Genomic DNA, 14,926 nt, shown 5'->3' on the forward strand with positions numbered 1-14,926 from the left:
CCTCCACCGCGGTGTCCCTTTGGGTTCCGTGTTGTCCGTGCTGCGCCAGTCCCCCGCGGGCCCCCCCCCCCCCCGGGCGCTCCGGCTGGGGGTCTCGGCGTTGTCCCTGGCGTTCCCCACGGCCCGGCCCGGGGGGCCGGGCCGCCCCCCCGCCCGCCCCCGACGGAAGCACCGCGGGCCGGCCGGCAGACGGGAGTGTCCGCACCAGATCGCCAAGCGCGGGAGCGGATTTCACCGACCGTGGTGAACCGGTCACCGCCGCCCCGCGGCACGCCGGGGCGGGGCGGCGGGAGACAATCGGCGGCGTGTCCGACCTCTCCACCGCCTTCGTCCGGCTGCACGCCCGCCTCGCCCCGGTCGCCTTCGTCCCCGAGGTGCGGCTGCACCAGGCCGACGACGCCATCGGGCTGTGGGAGCTGACCGAGGGCGAGTTCCGCAGCGCGCAGCCGCCGCCGTTCTGGGCCTTCGCCTGGGCCGGCGGGCAGGCGCTCGCCAGGTACGTCAGCGACCATCCCGAGCTGGTCGCCGGCCGTCGGGTGCTCGACCTCGCCGCCGGCTCCGGCCTGGTCGCCATCGCCGCCGCACGGGCCGGCGCCGCCGCCGTCCGCGCCGTGGAGATCGACGAGCTGGCCGTCGCGGCCGTGGCGGTCAACGCCGAGGCCAACGGGGTACGCGTCGACGCGGAGCTCGGCGACATCCTCGACGGCGACGCCGGCGGGGCCGAGGTGGTGTTCGCCGGGGACGTGTTCTACAGCGAGGCGATGGCCAACCGGGTGCTGCGTTTCCTGCTCCGGGCCGCCCGCGCCGGGGCGGACGTGCTGGTCGGCGATCCCGGCCGGGCGTTCCTGCCCCGCGACCGCTTCGACGAGCTGGCCGCGTACGACGTGCCGGTGCCCGAGACGCTGGAGAGCGTACGGGTGAAGCGCACCACGGTGTGGCAGTTGCGGGCCGGGCTGCCGGGAGCCGCCCGATAGCGTGTCGACGTGCTGTTCCGGAGCTGGGCGCAGACCACCGACGCGCACTGGCCGGACGTGGCCCGGGTGGCCGACCACGCGGGTGTCGAACACCTGGTGGTGACCCGGCACGCGCTGGTGCGGGAGGTGCTGACCGACCCGGTCACGTACCGGCCCGACAACGCGCTGGACGCGGTGACCCCGATCCCGGTGGCCGCCCTGCGGGTGCTGGCCGGGCACCGGTTCCGGCTGCCGCCGACCCTGGCGAACAACGGCGGCGCCAGCCACCCGCAGATCCGGGCGATCGTCGCCGAGGCCCTGCACCCGACCCGGGTCGCCGCGCAGCGACCCTGGCTGACCGGACTGGTCCGGGAACGCCTCACCACGATCGACGCCGCCCTGGACGCGGGCGCACCGGTCGACCTCTACGCCGAACTCGCCGCCGACCTGCCGCTGCTGGTGCTGGCCCGGCTGGTCGAGCTGCCCGACGCGCCGGTCGGGGCCGTGAAGGAGTTCGCCCGCGCGGCGCTGGAGCTGTTCTGGGCGCCGCTGGACGCCGACCGCCAGGCGGCGCTCGCGGCCGAGGTGGGCCGGTTCCACCGGGTGCTGCGGGAGTTCGCCGAGACCGGGGGCGGGCTCGCGGGGTCGTTGCGGGCCGCCGGGCACCCGCCCGACGTGGTGGTCGGCGCGCTGTTCTTCCTGCTCGTCGCCGGCCAGGAGACCACGTCGCAGTTCCTCACCCTGCTGCTGCACCGGCTGGCCGGCGAGCCGGCCGTGCTGGCCGGCCTGCGGGCCGGCACCGTCGCGGTCGCCGACGTGGTCGAGGAGGGGCTCCGGCTGGAGCCGCCGATCGTCACCTGGCGACGGGTGGCCGCCGTGGACGCCACGCTGGGCGGGGCGGCGGTGCCGGCGGGCACCAGCATCGTGCTGTGGTTGGCCCGCGCCGGCCGGGACCCGGCCACCGTGGAAGCGCCCGACGAGTTCCGGCCCGGACAGCGCGGATCCCGCCGGCACCTGGCCTTCGGGGCAGGCGCGCACCGCTGCGTCGGCGACCAGCTCGCCCGGATGGAGGCGGCGGTGGTGGTCGGCGAGACGGCGCCACTGCTGGACGGGGTCGCCGTCGTCCGCGAGCCGTGGTGCCCCGACAACCTCACGTTCCGGATGCCCGACGCCTTCGTCGTCCGACGCGGCTGAGCCGCCGGGGTGGCGGCGGGTGGTCGGGTGCCGGGTGGCGACCGGGAGGTGCCGCGCCCGGTGGCGCCACCCTGGGCGCGTGCGGGCCCGGGCGGGTCAGCCGCCGGGCTCGACCAGCCCCGCCTCGTACGCGAGGATCGCCGCCTGCACCCGGTTGCGCACCTCCAGGCGGGTGAAGATGCTGGTCAGGTAGCTCTTCACGGTCCCCTCGACCAGGTACAGCCGGCGGGCGATCTCGGCGTTGGACAGTCCCGCCCCGACCAGTGCGAGCACCTCCCGCTCCCGCTCGGTCAGCCCGGCGAGCCGGTCCCGCGCCACCGGCCGGCGGGCCACCCGGTCCCCGCCCAGCTCGATCACCCGGCGGGCCACCCGCGGCGACAGGTACGCGCCGCCGTCGGCGACGGCGTGCACCCCGGCGATCAGCTCGCGCGGGTCGCCGGCCTTGAGCAGGAACCCGCTGGCCCCGTGCCCGAGCGCCCGGGCCACGTGGTCGTCCTCGCCGAAGGTGGTCAGCATGACCGTCGCCGTCTCCGGCACGAGGCGACGGATCTCGGCGGCCGCGCTGAGCCCGTCCAGCCTCGGCATCCGGATGTCCAGCAGCGCCACCCGGGGCCGGTGCGCCCGGACGAGGTCCACGGCGGCCCGGCCGTCGGCAGCCTCGCCGATCACCTCGATCCCCGGATCGGTGGCCAGGATGGCCCGGACACCGGCCCGGATCATCGCCTCGTCGTCGGCGAGAACGACCCGCACCGGGCCACCCGTGTCGGCGTTCATCACTCGATCCGCTCCTTGCTGACCAGCCGGCCGTCGGCGAAGCAGAGCCGCCAGGTCGGCTCGGCCAGGGGGAAGTTCCCGTCGGTGTAGTACTCGCAGCCGGGCCCCGCCGGCTCGGCGGGCGGGTCGAGCTGGCGCCGGGGCAGCCCGGTCAGCGCGGCGCGCTCCGCGCCGAGGGGCATCCGCGCGAAGGCCTCCGCGTGAAGCACCGTACCGGCGGTGGCGACCGGGTAGTAGACCAGCGACAGGACGAGGGCGAGGCCCACCGGGGCGCCGAGCGCCGTCAGCAGGCTACGCCGGACCCGCCGGCGGGCGGCGCGCAGCCGCCGCTCGGCCTCGGCCGGCCGAGGGCCGCCGGCAGGGTCTGGGCCGCCGGCGGGGCCTGAGGCGTCGCCGGGCGGGAGGACGGCGTCGGCGCCGGAAACGCCGCCCAGCGGCAGCCGGGCGCGGACGGCGAAGCCGCCACCGTCCAGGGGGCCGGCCGTCAGGGCACCGCCGGCGAGGCGGACCCGCTCGGCGAGGGCGAGCAGGCCGGAGCCGCTGGACGGCGGGCCGGGCAGCGGTCCGGCTGGCGGCGGCGCGTTGACGACCGACACCTCGACCCGGTCTCCGTCGTGGGCCAGGGCGACGGTGACCGCCGCGCCGGGCGCGTACCGGGCGGCGTTGGTGAGCGCCTCCCGGACAACCCGGTGCAGGGTGCGCGCGGTGGCCCCCGGCAGGTCCGGCAGCCCGCCCGGCGGGTCCACGTCGACCGCCATGCCGGCCTCCCGGGCCCCGTCGACCAGGTCCGCGACGGTCTCGTCGGCCGGCCGGGTGGTGGCCGTTCCGCCCTCGTCCCGGAGCACCCCGATGATCCCGTGCAGCCGTTCGGTGGCGGCCGCGACGCTGGCTCGCAGTTCGCCGGCGGCGGCCCGGTGCGCCGGGGCGAGGTCGTCGGTGACCTCCAGGGTGGCCGCGCGCAGGGCGATCAGGCTCAGGTCGTGCCCGAGCGAGTCGTGCATCTCCTGGGCGATGCGGGCCCGTTCCCGCAGCCGGATCCGCTCCGCGGCGCCCCGCTGCTCGCGGTCCCGGGCCTCGGCGTGCCGCCGGCTGGCGTCGGCCAGGGCGGCCTGCTGGCGCCGGTACCGGCCGACGAGCCACGGGAACACCCCGGCGAAGAGCAGCACCGAGGCGAGCAGGAACCAGGTGGCCGCGCCGGTGCCGAGCAGCCCCAGGTTGAGCGCGGTGCCGCCGGCTGCGATCGCGGCGAAGGCGAGAGCAGCCGGCACGGCGGTGGCGCTGCGGCGGCCGGCCAGGTAGCTGAACACCGGGATCGCGAAGAGGAAGTTGCCGTCCAGCAACGAGCCGAGCACCGCCGCGACCAGGGCGGCCACCGGCCACCGCCGGCTCACCGCGACCGCCGCGGTGAGCAGCAGCAGCGCGCCGGCCGTCACGGCGACGGCCCGCCCGGAGTGCGGCGGCGTGACGCCCGCGTACGCGATCGGGGCGGCGGTCACCAGCCACAGGAGCAGGTCACCGGTCCACCGCCGGACGCCCGCCCGGGCCGCCCGTCCACCGCCCGCGAGCGCGGCCCACCAGCTCTCCACGGCGGCCAGGCTACCCACGCCCGACCCGGGCGGGCACCGACGAAAGTCAGGTGCTCAGCTGATCTCCTCGGCCCAGGCACGCCAGTCGTCGAGCACCCCGTAGAGCGCCGGGGTGAGCCAGCCGGGCGCGGACCGCCGGAACACCCCCGGGTCCATCGCGCCGGCACCCGCCGGCAGAGCGCCCAGCAGGTGCGGCACCAGCTCGGTGAGGTTGGCCCAGTGCACCAGCTCCGGGTCGGCCGGCCACGCGCCGATCACCACGCCGGCCGGCACCGCCCGGCGTTCCAGTGCCTCCAGGGTGAGCGCCGTGTGGTTCAGGGTGCCCAGCCCGGCCCGGGCCACCACCACGGCCGGGGATCCCAGCGAGACCGCCAGGTCGGCCACCGTCCAGGGCTCGCCCGACGGCCGCAGCCCCATCGGTACGAGCAGCCCGCCGGCGCCCTCCACCAGCACCAGGTCGTGCTTCTCGGCCTCCTCGCGGATTGCGTCGACGGCGGTGTAGAGCTCCAGCGGCTCCAGCTCGGCGACCCGGGCCGCGGCCAACGGGGCGAGCGGGTCCGGGAAGCTGGCCAGGGTGCGGCCGGTCAGCGGGGCGGCCAGCCGGGTGACGGAGTCGACGTCGCCGGGCTCGCCGGTGGCCGTACCCGTCTGGCCGGGCTTGACCACCGCGACGCGCAGGCCGGCGGCCTGCGCCGCGGCCGCGATCGCGGCGGTCACCACGGTCTTGCCGACCTCGGTGTCGGTGCCGGTCACCAGCACCGGCCCCCGCCACGGCTTGGTCACTGTGCCACCTCAGTTCGCGACTGCGGGACTCGCAACACCGGCTCACTCCTCGCGCTCACGAGTGCCACCTCAGTTCGCGACTGCGGGGCTCGCAACACCGGCTCACTCCTCGCGCTCACGAGTGCCACCTCAGTTCGCGACTGCGGGGCTCGCAACACCGGCTCACTCCTCGCGCTCACGAGTGCCACCTCAGTTCGCGACTGCGGGGCTCGCAACACCGGCTCACTCCTCGCGCTCACGGTGCACACTCCACGATGACCTCCAGGGCCCGCTCGAAGTCCCGCCGGGGCACCCCCGCGCTGATGGTGAGGCGCAGCCGGGACCGGCTGTCCGGGGTGGACGGGGGGCGGAAGCAGCCGACGGCCACCCCGCGGTCGCGGCAGTCGGCCGCCCACGCGGTCGCCGCCTCGGGCCCCGGCGCGGTGACCGAGACGACCGCGCCGTCGGGGTCGGAGACGGCCAGGCCGGCGGCGGTCAGCCGGCGTACCGCGAGGGCGGCCCGCTCGGCCAGCTCGGCGCGGAGGTCGTCGCCGGCGCGGGCCAGCCCGACGGCGGCGTGGACGCCGGCGGCGACCGCCGGGGGCAGCGCGGTGTCGAAGATGAACGTCCGCCCGGTCTCGACCACGTGCCGGACGAGCGCGGCCGGCCCGGCGACCAGGCCGCCCGCGCCGCCGAGCGCCTTGGACAGGGTCGCGGTGACCACCACGTCGGGCTGGCCGGCGAGACCGGCGGCGGCGACGCCCCCGGCGCCCGCCGGGCCGGTCACCCCGAGGGCGTGCGCGTCGTCGACGAGCAGTATCGCGCCGTGCTCCCGGGCGACGGCGTGCAGTCGGGCCAGCGGGGCGAGGTCGCCGTCGACGGAGAAGACCGACTCGGTGACGACCACCGCCGGCCGGCCCGGCGCGGCGGCGAGCGCGGCGGCCACCGCCGCCACGTCGGCGTGCGGCGTCACCACGGTCTCCGCGCCGGAGATCCGGCAGCCGTCGATCAGCGACGCGTGGTTGTGGGCGTCGGAGACCAGGAGCGTACGCGGTCGCACGAGCGCCCGGACCGCCCCGAGGTTGGCCAGGTAGCCGGACGAGAAGACCAGCGCCCGGTCGGTGCCGAGCCAGTCGGCGAGGGCGTCCTCGAGCGCGTGGTGGGCGTCGGTGGAGCCACGCACCAGCCGCGACCCGGTGGCCCCCAGCCCGTACGCGGACAGCGCCCGCGCCGCCGCGGCGGTGACCTCGGGGTGGGTGGCCAGGCCGAGGTAGTCGTTGCCGGCCAGGTCGACCACGGCGTCGCCGGCGGCCCGGGGCAGCAGCGTGCGGGTCAGCCCCGCCTTCGCGCGCAGCTCGGCGCGGCGGTCGAGCGCCGCCAGCCAGTCCGCCACCGTCACCCCCACGCCGCCCGGGCCGCTCGTCGTCGGCTGCTTCCGCCGGGCGAAATTACCACCCGCCGGACCTGGCCCGGCGCGTCCACCCCGGCGCCGCCGGCCCGGCACGCTGGCCGTTTCTCCCGGCCGGGCGGCCTTGTAGGGTACGAGCCATGCCAGAGATCCTCGACCAGGCCCGAACCCAGGTGCTGGAGAACGGCGTCGGTCTCGACGAGGCCGGCGTCCTCGCCGTGCTGAACCTGCCCGACGAGCACCTGCCCGCCGCGCTCCAGCTCGCCCACGAGGTGCGGATGCGCTGGTGCGGCCCCGAGGTGGAGGTCGAGGGGATCGTCTCGCTGAAGACCGGCGGCTGCCCGGAGGACTGCCACTTCTGCTCGCAGTCCGGCCTGTTCACCTCGCCGGTGCGCTCGGTCTGGCTGGACATCCCGTCGCTGGTCGAGGCGGCCAGGCAGACGGCCGCGACCGGGGCGACGGAGTTCTGCATCGTGGCCGCCGTGCGCGGCCCGGACGCCCGGCTGATGAAGCAGATGCGCGAGGGCGTCGCCGCGATCAAGGCCGAGGTCGACATCCAGGTGGCCGCGTCCCTGGGCATGCTCAGCCAGGAGCAGGTCGACGAGCTGGTCGACATGGGCGTGCACCGCTACAACCACAACCTGGAGACCTGCCGCTCCTACTTCCCGAACGTGGTCACCACGCACTCCTGGGAGGAGCGCTGGGAGACGCTGCGGATGGTCCGCGAGTCCGGCATGGAGGTCTGCTGCGGCGGCATCCTCGGCCTCGGCGAGACGGTGGAGCAGCGGGCCGAGTTCGCCGCGCAGCTCGCCGAGCTGGACCCGCACGAGGTCCCGCTGAACTTCCTCAACCCCCGGCCCGGCACCCCGCTCGGCGACCGGCCGGTGGTGGAGGGCAAGGACGCGCTGCGCGCCATCGCCGCCTTCCGGCTCGCGATGCCGCGCACCATCCTGCGGTACGCGGGCGGCCGCGAGATCACCCTCGGTGACCTGGGCACGCGCGACGGCCTGCTGGGCGGCATCAACGCGGTGATCGTCGGCAACTACCTGACCACCCTGGGCCGGCCGGCGACCGCGGATCTCGAGCTGCTCGACGACCTGAAGATGCCGGTCAAGGCGCTCTCCGCGACGCTGTGAGCGCCCGGTGACGACGAGCGACGCGGTGCCGGCGGCGGGCGGCGGGGTGACCGCCGACCCGTGGTGCGACCGGTGCGGCGAGCCGGCCGACGCCGGTGCCCACGCGGCCTGCCTGGCGGCGCGCGAGCTGGAGCCACCGCGGTACTGCGCGCGCTGCCGCCGCCGGATGAAGGTGCAGGTGCTGCCGGTCGGCTGGGCGGCGGTCTGCGTCGAGCACGGCGAGATCCGGGGCTGAGGGGAATGCTGCGGGGCAAGGCGGTCACGCTGCGTCCGGCCACCGCGGCCGACGTGCCGGCGCTCGCCGCGATCCGCGCCACCCCGCAGGTCCGGCGCTGGTGGCGCGGCGGCGACGACCTCGCCGCGGCCGTGCGGGCCGACCTGGCCGACGATGACCTGTCGGTGTACGCGATCGAGCACGACGGCCGGGTGGTCGGCGCCATCCAGTGGTACGCCGAGGACGACCCCGACTACCGGCACGCCAGCCTGGACGTCTTCCTCGACCCGTCGGTGCACGGCCGGGGGCTCGGGCCGGACGCGATCCGCACCCTGGTCCGGCACCTGGTCGAGGCGCACGGGCACCACCGGTTCACCATCGACCCGGCGGCGGCGAACACCCCGGCCGTGCGCAGCTACGCCAGGGTCGGCTTCCGTCCCGTGGGCGTGCTGCGCCGCTACGAGCGCGGCGAGGACGGCCGCTGGCACGACGGGCTGCTGATGGACCTGCTCGCCGACGAGCTCACCGACTGACCGCCCGGCGCCGGCGCCACCACCGCACCGCCCCGGCGACCCCGCCGACCACCAGCAGCACCGGCACGGCCGGCAGCAGGACGAGCGGCCGGGCCGGGAACGGACGCGGGTCGGGGGCCGTGGCACCGAACCGGCCTGCCTCCATCAGGTGGCGCGCCACGTCCATCGCCCGCACGCCGTCGGGCGGGTCGAGCAGCACCTGGACGCGCTGTACATGGTGCGCCGCGCGGGACAGCGCCGCGATGCGCCCCGACACGTACGCGCGGAACGACTCCTCAGGGTCCACACCCCACCTCCCGACCGGGACCACGCCCGGCGACGCCCCGAAGGGTGGGTCCGGTGGGACATTTTCTCAGCCGTCCCAGACGAGGTCGCCGCCGTCGATCCGGCGGGCGCCGGCGGCGGGCCGGTGCGGGGCGAGCCGGCCGTCGGGCATCAGGTGGACCGCCGGCACGCCGCGCCCCAGCGCGGCCACGTCGGCGATCAGCCGCCGGTGGCAGCGCCACCAGACGCTCTCGCTGCACATCACCGCCGTGGTCCGGGCCGCCGCGTCGGCGAGCACCGCGTCCAGCGCCGCCCGGAAGTCGGCGGTACGGGTGTACGCCGCGTACGCCCGGAAGGCGGCGACGGTCCACCAGCTGTCCGGCTCGGCAGCGCCGGCCGGGGTGTGCCGCCGCCCGCCGAGGCGCTGCTCCCAGCGGTAGTCGATCCCGGCCGCCGGTAGCCAGCGCGCCAACTCCTCCCTCCGGACGTCGGGGTTGGTGCGGCTCGCGGGGAACCGCCGCACGTCCACGACGAGGGCGATCCCGGCGCCGGCGAGCAGTTCGCCCAGCCGGGTCCGGTCCGCCGCCCCGTGCCCCACCGTCAGCAGTTCCACGTGGAGGGGATGCCCCGAATCCTGGACAGTTACCGTCCTCGGGAAACGGAAGCTGTCCAAGATCCGCGGGCCGGGCGGTCGGGGATCCGGCGGCGCGGGGCCGGACGGGCGGCGATGGTGGGACGGATGTGGCCCATCCTTCCCGCCGACGAGGCCGACGCGCTCGACTGGCTGGCGTTCGACCAGGCCGGCGTCGTCACCACCGCCCAGGCGACCCGGCTGCTGACCGAGGGCACCGTACGCGGACACGTCCGCTCCGGGCGCTGGCGCTCGATCTGCCGGGGCGTCCTGCTCACCGGCAACGGCCGGCTGACCCGGGACCAGCAGTTGTGGGTGGCCGTGCTCGCCACGGGTCCCGGGGCCGTGCTGGCCGGCGCGACGGCTGCCGCCGAGGCGGGCGTACGCGGGCTGCGGCCTGATCCTCTGCACGTGCTCGTGCCGGCGCACCGGCGGGCGGGCCGCACCGTGCTGGGCCGGCTGCCGATCGACATGCCGGCGGTCGTCGTGCACCGCACGTCGGTGCTGCCGGCGGCGCATCTCCAGCGCGCCCGTCCGCCGCGTACCTGCACCGCCCGGGCACTGGTGGACGCGGCCGGCTGGGCCCGTACGGTCGATCAGGCGCAGGCGACGCTGGCGGCGGGCCGTCAGCAGCGACGGGTCACGCCGGAGGAATTGTCGGCCGTGGTGGAGGCGCTGCCCCGAGCCCGTCGGCGGGCTTTGATCCGGCAGACCGTGGCCGACATCTCCGGCGGCGCGGAGGCGCTCTCGGAGCTCGACTTCGTCCGGCTCTGCCGCCGCCACGGCCTGCCCGCGCCCGGTCTCCAGCAGCGGCGCGCCGACGCCTCCGGGCGCACCCGGTGGCTCGACGCGTACTGGCGGGAGTGGGGGCTGCACGTGGAGATCGACGGGGCGCACCACATGGACGTCCGGCACTGGGCAGCCGACATGAAGCGCCAGAACCACGTCTGGACCTCCGGGGACCGCATTCTCCGCTTCCCGGCGTGGCTGGTCCGCGCCCGCCCCGACGAGGTCGCCGAGTCCGTCCGCCGTGCCCTCGTCGCCGCCGGCTGGCGACCCACGAAGTAAATCTTGGACAGTTCCCGCACTTCGCGAACGGGTACTGTCCAAGATCCGCGTGAACCGGCGAGCGTCAGGGGACGGCGGGGTGCCGGCGGGCTCGGGTCCGGGGCGGTGTGGGGTCGTGTGAGAGCCTCGGCGGGCCGGGGCTCGGGGTGGTGTGGGTGCCGTGACGGGCGGCCAGGAGGTACCGGTCCCGGTGCGGGCGCCGGGAGGGAGCGTCGGCGGGGCCGATCGCGTTACGTCGACACGCCTGCGAAGAGTGAGGAATTCGAACGCCGAGCCGCTCTATCTTGCCACGTCGCCGCTGCTCAGGCCGATCGACCGATGTCCACGACCGTCACGCGTTGTGCGATCATGTGCTGTCCCCTCGATCAACTCCAGAGGAGTCCTCATGGCACACCGTCGGCGCGTGGTGCGCGCTGCCGTTTCCACCGTCGCCACCACGGCCTGTCTCGCGCTCGCCACCCCCGCCTGGGCCAGCAGCACGGCCCCGCTCCACCCGGCCCACCAGGGCTCGACGGCGGCCGCCTTCCAGCAGGAGTGCGACGACGAGCGCTTCGACGACCTCGCGGCCGGCCAGGACGGGTGGCACTTCGTGCTTCCCGGCGGCGGGAAGTCCGGGAGCTTCGAGAGCATCACCCTGACCTTCGACAACGGCACCGGCCCGGTGACCGTGAAGGTGCCGGACGCCTCCGATGCCTACCCCGACTACTTCTACTCCGCTGGCGGCCGGGTCATCCACGCCTACGTGTTCACGCCGGCCGGATGGACCCTGGTCGACGGCACCGCCACGATCAGCGGCGAGGCCGACCGGTTCAACCTGAGCCACACCTGCGCCGGCACCGCCCCGACGCAGTCGCCGTCCCCCAGCCCGTCGGTGCCGACCTCCCCGTCGCCGTCCACCTCGGTGTCGCCCTCGACGTCGGTGTCCCCGTCGGAGTCCACCTCCCCGAGCGGGTCCGTCTCGCCGTCGGAGTCGGTCTCCCCGTCGGGCTCCGTCACGCCGTCGGAGAGCACCGGCGGCAGCGGTGGCGGCAACGACGACGAGAACGAGGGCGGCCTGCCGCTGACCGGCGTGGCGACGACCAGCATCGCGCTGGGCGGCCTCGTCCTGATCGGCGGCGGCGCGCTGCTGATGCTGCGCCGCCGGCGCGACAACATCACCTTCACCAGCTGATCCCACCCAGCACCCGACCGGCCGCCGGACACCTCGTCCGGCGGCCGGTCGCCGTTTCGGTCCGGCCAGCCGCCGTTGCGCCCGTCGGCCGGCGCCACTTCCGGCTCGACGGCCGGCGCGTCGAGCCGCCGGAACCGCTCGCGCCCGGCCTGGCGCCGGCCGGCTCCGACGAGCACTGACGGCAGGCCCGGTGGGCGCCGCCCGGACGTTCATCACATCATCTACGTTTATGGATTCCTTGTCCGCGTACGCCCTGCTCAGGGACGTGGTCGGCGGACGGGAGGTCGCGCCACGGCCGGCCGGGCGCGGGCCGGGCGTTCCGGCATACGAACGTACGGTTGCCGCGCCGCTTTCCGGCGCGCGACAGTACGCGACACCAGCGGTGCCATCGACGCCGCCGCTCCCCCGGCCACACCCTGAGGAGATCGCGATGGCTCTACGACTTGCCGACGGCACCGCCTGGTCCGACACCCTCGCCCGCGCGGTCGCCGCCGCACCGGAGGCGTTCGGCGCCCCGGTCGACGGCGTCACCACGCTGCACAACCTCGTGCGCGGCGACTGGCACGCGGTGGGCACGCCCAGCCCGGTCCGCACCCCGGTCGACAACACCGTGCTGGTCAACCTGCCCCGCCTCGACGCGGAGACCGCCCGCGCCGCGGTCGCGCACGCCGCCGCCGCGCACCGCGCCTGGGCCGACACCCCGCTCGCCGAGCGCAAGGCCCGGGTCACCGACGCGCTGGACGCCCTCACCGCCCACCGCGACCTGCTCGCCCTGCTGCTGGTCTGGGAGATCGGCAAGCCGTGGCGGCTGGCCTGCGCCGACGTGGACCGGGCGCTGGACGGCGTCCGCTGGTACGTCGGCGAGATCGACCGGATGCTCGCCGACGGCCGGGAGCCGCTGCCCGGACCGGTCAGCAACATCGCGTCGTGGAACTACCCGATGAGCGTGCTCGTGCACGCGGAGCTGGTGCAGTTGCTCGCCGGCAACGCGGTGATCGCCAAGACCCCGTCGCAGGGCGGCGCGGTCTGCCTCACCGTCGCGCACGCCCTGATGCGCCGGGCCGGGCTGCCCGCCACGCTGGTCTCCGGCGGCGGCGAGGAACTCTCCGAGGTGCTCGTCCGGGCCCCGGAGGTCGGCGCGGTGGCGTTCGTCGGTGGCCGCTCCAACGGCGGCAAGGTGGCCGCCGCGCTGCTCGACTCCGACAAGCGGCACTTCATCGAGCAGGAGGGCCTCAACGCCTGGGGCATCTGGGACTTCTCGCAGTGGGACCTGCTCGCCGGGCACCTCAAGAAGGGCTTCGAGTACGGCAAGCAGCGGTGCACCGCGTACCCGCGCTTCGTGGTCCAGCGGGACCTCGTCGACGAGTTCCTCGACATGTACCTGCCGGTGGTGCGCTCGGTCCGGTTCGGACACCCGCTCGCCGTCGGCGACGACTGGACCGCCGGGGACCCGCTGCCCGAGCTGGACTTCGGCCCGCTGATCAGCGCCGCCAAGGCCGACGAGCTGCGCCGCAAGGTCGACGAGGCGGTACGCGGCGGCGCGGTGCCGCTGCACCGGGGCAAGCTCGCCGGCGCGCCGTTCCTGGACGGGCAGGACACGTCCGCGTACGTGGCGCCGTCGGTGCTGCTGGCCCCGCCCGGCCGGTCCCGGCTGATGCACGCCGAGCCGTTCGGCCCGGTCGACACCATCGTGGTGGTGGACACCACCGACGAGCTGCTGGCCGCGATGAACGCCTCCAACGGCGCGCTGGTCGCCTCGCTGGCCTGCGACGACGAGGAGCTGGCCGGGAAGCTGGCGGTGGACCTCCAGGCGTTCAAGGTGGGCATCAACAAGCCGCGTTCCCGGGGCGACCGGGAGGAGCCGTTCGGCGGCCGGGGCGCGTCCTGGAAGGGCGCCTTCGTGGGCGGCGACCTGCTGGTGCAGGCGGTCACCCAGGGCGGCGACGGCCGCCTCTACGGCAACTTCCCCGACTACAGCAGCTACCCGACGACCTGAGGTGTAGGGAAGGGCCCCCTGTCGACGCCTGGCAGGGGGCTTCCCGCAGCGGAGGCGTCAACACGGTGCCCGTCCCTGCACGGGGGCGCCGGCGGCGAGCGGGACGGTCACGGTCACCAGGCCGCCGTCCCGCTCGGTCGGGGTGGGCCGGCCGAGCCGCCGCACGGTGCGCAGCATCGGGGCGTTCTCCGCGTGGACGTGCAGCACCAGGGCCGCGTACCCGGCCTGGTCGGCGTGCCGGACCAGCCGGCGCAGCAGGGCCGAGCCGAGACCCCGCCGCTGCCAGTCGTCGCGGACCAGCAGCGCCACCTCCGCCTCGTCACCCTCGGCGAGCAGGTTCGCCATCGCCAGCACCGTCTCCGCCGCCCCGGCGTCACCGCCGGCCGTGGCGAGCAGGGTCAGGCCCCGGGCCGGCTCCAGCAGCCGGCGCAGCCGGGCCGGCGAGGGCGCCGCCGCGCCGCCCAGGTAGCGGCGGTACCGGCCGCGCGCCGAGCACGCCTCGTGCAGCTCGACCACGCCCGCCAGGTCGTCGGCACCCGCCGGGCGTACGGCCGCCTCGGTCCCGTCGGGCAGGACCAGGGTGACCTGCTCGGCGGCCCGACGTGCGGCCGTGGCCGACAGCTCCAGCAGGGCCTGCGCCCGGGCGTACTCGGCCGGGGTGAAGTCCGGGGCGACGCGGCGCAGGGTGAACGCGCCGCCGCCCGGGTCGGCCAGCAGCATGGTGGTGCCGGTGATCCCGGCACCGGCGCCGGCCGGCGCGGGCCGCCAGGTGACCGTGTCCGCGCCGAGCAGGGCACGCAGCGCCTCCCCGGCCGCGTCCGGGTCCCGCACGAGGCGGTTGGCCAGGCCGAGCACCCGGGTGGGCTGGTCGGCCAGCCCGCGCGCCTCGCTGCGCGCGACCCAGCAGTCCCGGCCCCGCCCCCGCTCCACGGCGGCGACGAGGTCGGCCTCGTCGAGCGCGTCCGGCGCGTCGACCAGGAAGTCGTCGACCGCGCCCCGCTCGGTGGTGTGCACCTGCACGGCGAGGATGTTGACCCCGCGCAACGCCAGGCTGGCCGTGAGCACGGACAGGTAGCCCGGCCGGTCGTCCACGGTCGCCCGGATCCGCCACAACGTCATGGTTGCCTCCCTTCCCCGTACGACCCTCGCCGCCGGCTGTTGCGGGCCGGTTGCCCCGGGGTGACGGCCCGGATCGGCCGCCGCGACCTGCGCCACAGTGACCGCCGGGCGGGCCGG

At 76.3% G+C, this 14,926-nt stretch carries 15 protein-coding genes; 8 read left to right on the forward strand and 7 right to left on the reverse strand.

Translation table 11 applies throughout. The features are described 5' to 3' along the window. Nucleotides 1-305 precede the first annotated feature (305 nt). Together ABZ793_RS08170 and ABZ793_RS08175 are read left to right on the forward strand one after the other, a co-directional pair. Complete coding sequence (locus ABZ793_RS08170) at nucleotides 306-974, forward strand: 50S ribosomal protein L11 methyltransferase (protein ID WP_350684270.1); 669 nt, start codon at nucleotides 306-308, stop codon at nucleotides 972-974. 9 nt (nucleotides 975-983) lie between these two features. Continuing rightward, nucleotides 984-2,147, forward strand: a complete 1,164-nt coding sequence (locus tag ABZ793_RS08175) for a cytochrome P450 (protein WP_357453763.1) — start codon at nucleotides 984-986, stop codon at nucleotides 2,145-2,147. A 96-nt stretch (nucleotides 2,148-2,243) separates the two neighbouring features. On the opposite strand, the gene ABZ793_RS08180 is transcribed toward ABZ793_RS08175, so the two are convergent. The 4 genes from ABZ793_RS08180 to ABZ793_RS08195 form a co-directional block, all read right to left on the reverse strand. Then, nucleotides 2,244-2,921, reverse strand: coding sequence for a response regulator transcription factor (locus ABZ793_RS08180; RefSeq protein ID WP_357453766.1), 678 nt, complete (start codon nucleotides 2,919-2,921; stop codon nucleotides 2,244-2,246). Further along, a complete protein-coding gene (locus ABZ793_RS08185) occupies nucleotides 2,921-4,507 on the reverse strand; it encodes a histidine kinase (RefSeq protein WP_357453769.1) in 1,587 nt (528 codons plus the stop codon). Before ABZ793_RS08185 ends, ABZ793_RS08180 begins: the two co-directional genes overlap by 1 nt. A gap of 54 nt (nucleotides 4,508-4,561) precedes the next feature. Continuing rightward, complete coding sequence (bioD, locus tag ABZ793_RS08190; RefSeq protein WP_357454259.1) at nucleotides 4,562-5,266, reverse strand: dethiobiotin synthase; 705 nt, start codon at nucleotides 5,264-5,266, stop codon at nucleotides 4,562-4,564. Between the two features lie 259 nt (nucleotides 5,267-5,525). Continuing rightward, a complete protein-coding gene (locus tag ABZ793_RS08195; protein WP_357453772.1) occupies nucleotides 5,526-6,662 on the reverse strand; it encodes an 8-amino-7-oxononanoate synthase in 1,137 nt (378 codons plus the stop codon). Nucleotides 6,663-6,817: 155 nt separating this feature from the next. Between ABZ793_RS08195 and bioB the strand changes: the two genes are divergently transcribed. From bioB to ABZ793_RS08210, 3 genes are read left to right on the forward strand one after another with little or no spacing between them, the layout of a single operon-like run. Next, complete coding sequence (gene bioB, locus ABZ793_RS08200; protein WP_350711677.1) at nucleotides 6,818-7,813, forward strand: biotin synthase BioB; 996 nt, start codon at nucleotides 6,818-6,820, stop codon at nucleotides 7,811-7,813. A 7-nt stretch (nucleotides 7,814-7,820) separates the two neighbouring features. Beyond that, entirely contained in the window at nucleotides 7,821-8,048 is a 228-nt protein-coding gene (locus ABZ793_RS08205) for a hypothetical protein (RefSeq protein WP_357453775.1), read from the forward strand. Nucleotides 8,049-8,053: 5 nt separating this feature from the next. Beyond that, entirely contained in the window at nucleotides 8,054-8,560 is a 507-nt protein-coding gene (locus ABZ793_RS08210; RefSeq protein WP_350711675.1) for a GNAT family protein, read from the forward strand. On the opposite strand, the gene ABZ793_RS08215 is transcribed toward ABZ793_RS08210, so the two are convergent. Both ABZ793_RS08215 and ABZ793_RS08220 read right to left on the reverse strand, forming a co-directional pair. After that, complete coding sequence (locus tag ABZ793_RS08215; RefSeq protein ID WP_357453778.1) at nucleotides 8,550-8,846, reverse strand: hypothetical protein; 297 nt, start codon at nucleotides 8,844-8,846, stop codon at nucleotides 8,550-8,552. The two genes, ABZ793_RS08210 and ABZ793_RS08215, sit on opposite strands and share 11 nt — an antisense overlap. Nucleotides 8,847-8,912: 66 nt before the next feature. After that, the gene (locus ABZ793_RS08220; protein WP_357453781.1) at nucleotides 8,913-9,437 is read right to left on the reverse strand and encodes a DUF488 domain-containing protein; all 525 of its coding nucleotides are present in this window, start codon (nucleotides 9,435-9,437) and stop codon (nucleotides 8,913-8,915) included. Nucleotides 9,438-9,563: 126 nt separating this feature from the next. Between ABZ793_RS08220 and ABZ793_RS08225 the strand changes: the two genes are divergently transcribed. From ABZ793_RS08225 to ABZ793_RS08235, 3 genes are all read left to right on the forward strand, one after another. Beyond that, nucleotides 9,564-10,523 (forward strand): hypothetical protein, encoded by a 960-nt coding sequence (locus ABZ793_RS08225; RefSeq protein ID WP_357453784.1) that lies wholly within the window; start codon nucleotides 9,564-9,566, stop codon nucleotides 10,521-10,523. Between the two features lie 385 nt (nucleotides 10,524-10,908). Then, entirely contained in the window at nucleotides 10,909-11,694 is a 786-nt protein-coding gene (locus ABZ793_RS08230; RefSeq protein ID WP_357453787.1) for an LPXTG cell wall anchor domain-containing protein, read from the forward strand. A gap of 430 nt (nucleotides 11,695-12,124) precedes the next feature. Next, nucleotides 12,125-13,690 carry an aldehyde dehydrogenase family protein gene (locus ABZ793_RS08235; RefSeq protein ID WP_357453790.1) on the forward strand — a complete coding sequence of 522 codons (1,566 nt, stop codon included), beginning with the start codon at nucleotides 12,125-12,127 and terminating at the stop codon, nucleotides 13,688-13,690. A gap of 57 nt (nucleotides 13,691-13,747) precedes the next feature. On the opposite strand, the gene ABZ793_RS08240 is transcribed toward ABZ793_RS08235, so the two are convergent. After that, nucleotides 13,748-14,809: a GNAT family N-acetyltransferase gene (locus ABZ793_RS08240; protein WP_357453793.1), complete on the reverse strand. Its 1,062-nt coding sequence runs from the start codon at nucleotides 14,807-14,809 to the stop codon at nucleotides 13,748-13,750. Nucleotides 14,810-14,926 lie beyond the last annotated feature (117 nt).

Source organism: Micromonospora sp. NPDC047465, assembly GCF_040643125.1.
Taxonomy (GTDB): Bacteria; Actinomycetota; Actinomycetes; order Mycobacteriales; family Micromonosporaceae; genus Micromonospora.

Bases quoted from the DNA above. Each gene is read 5' to 3' on its own strand.
- bioB (WP_350711677.1), top strand. From the start codon at position 6,818: ATGCCAGAGATCCTCGACCAGGCCCGAACCCAGGTGCTGGAGAACGGC.
- ABZ793_RS08210 (WP_350711675.1), top strand. From the start codon at position 8,054: ATGCTGCGGGGCAAGGCGGTCACGCTGCGTCCGGCCACCGCGGCCGAC.
- ABZ793_RS08225 (WP_357453784.1), top strand. From the start codon at position 9,564: ATGTGGCCCATCCTTCCCGCCGACGAGGCCGACGCGCTCGACTGGCTG.
- ABZ793_RS08180 (WP_357453766.1), bottom strand. From the start codon at position 2,921: ATGAACGCCGACACGGGTGGCCCGGTGCGGGTCGTTCTCGCCGACGAC.
- ABZ793_RS08230 (WP_357453787.1), top strand. From the start codon at position 10,909: ATGGCACACCGTCGGCGCGTGGTGCGCGCTGCCGTTTCCACCGTCGCC.
- ABZ793_RS08235 (WP_357453790.1), top strand. From the start codon at position 12,125: ATGGCTCTACGACTTGCCGACGGCACCGCCTGGTCCGACACCCTCGCC.
- ABZ793_RS08240 (WP_357453793.1), bottom strand. From the start codon at position 14,809: ATGACGTTGTGGCGGATCCGGGCGACCGTGGACGACCGGCCGGGCTAC.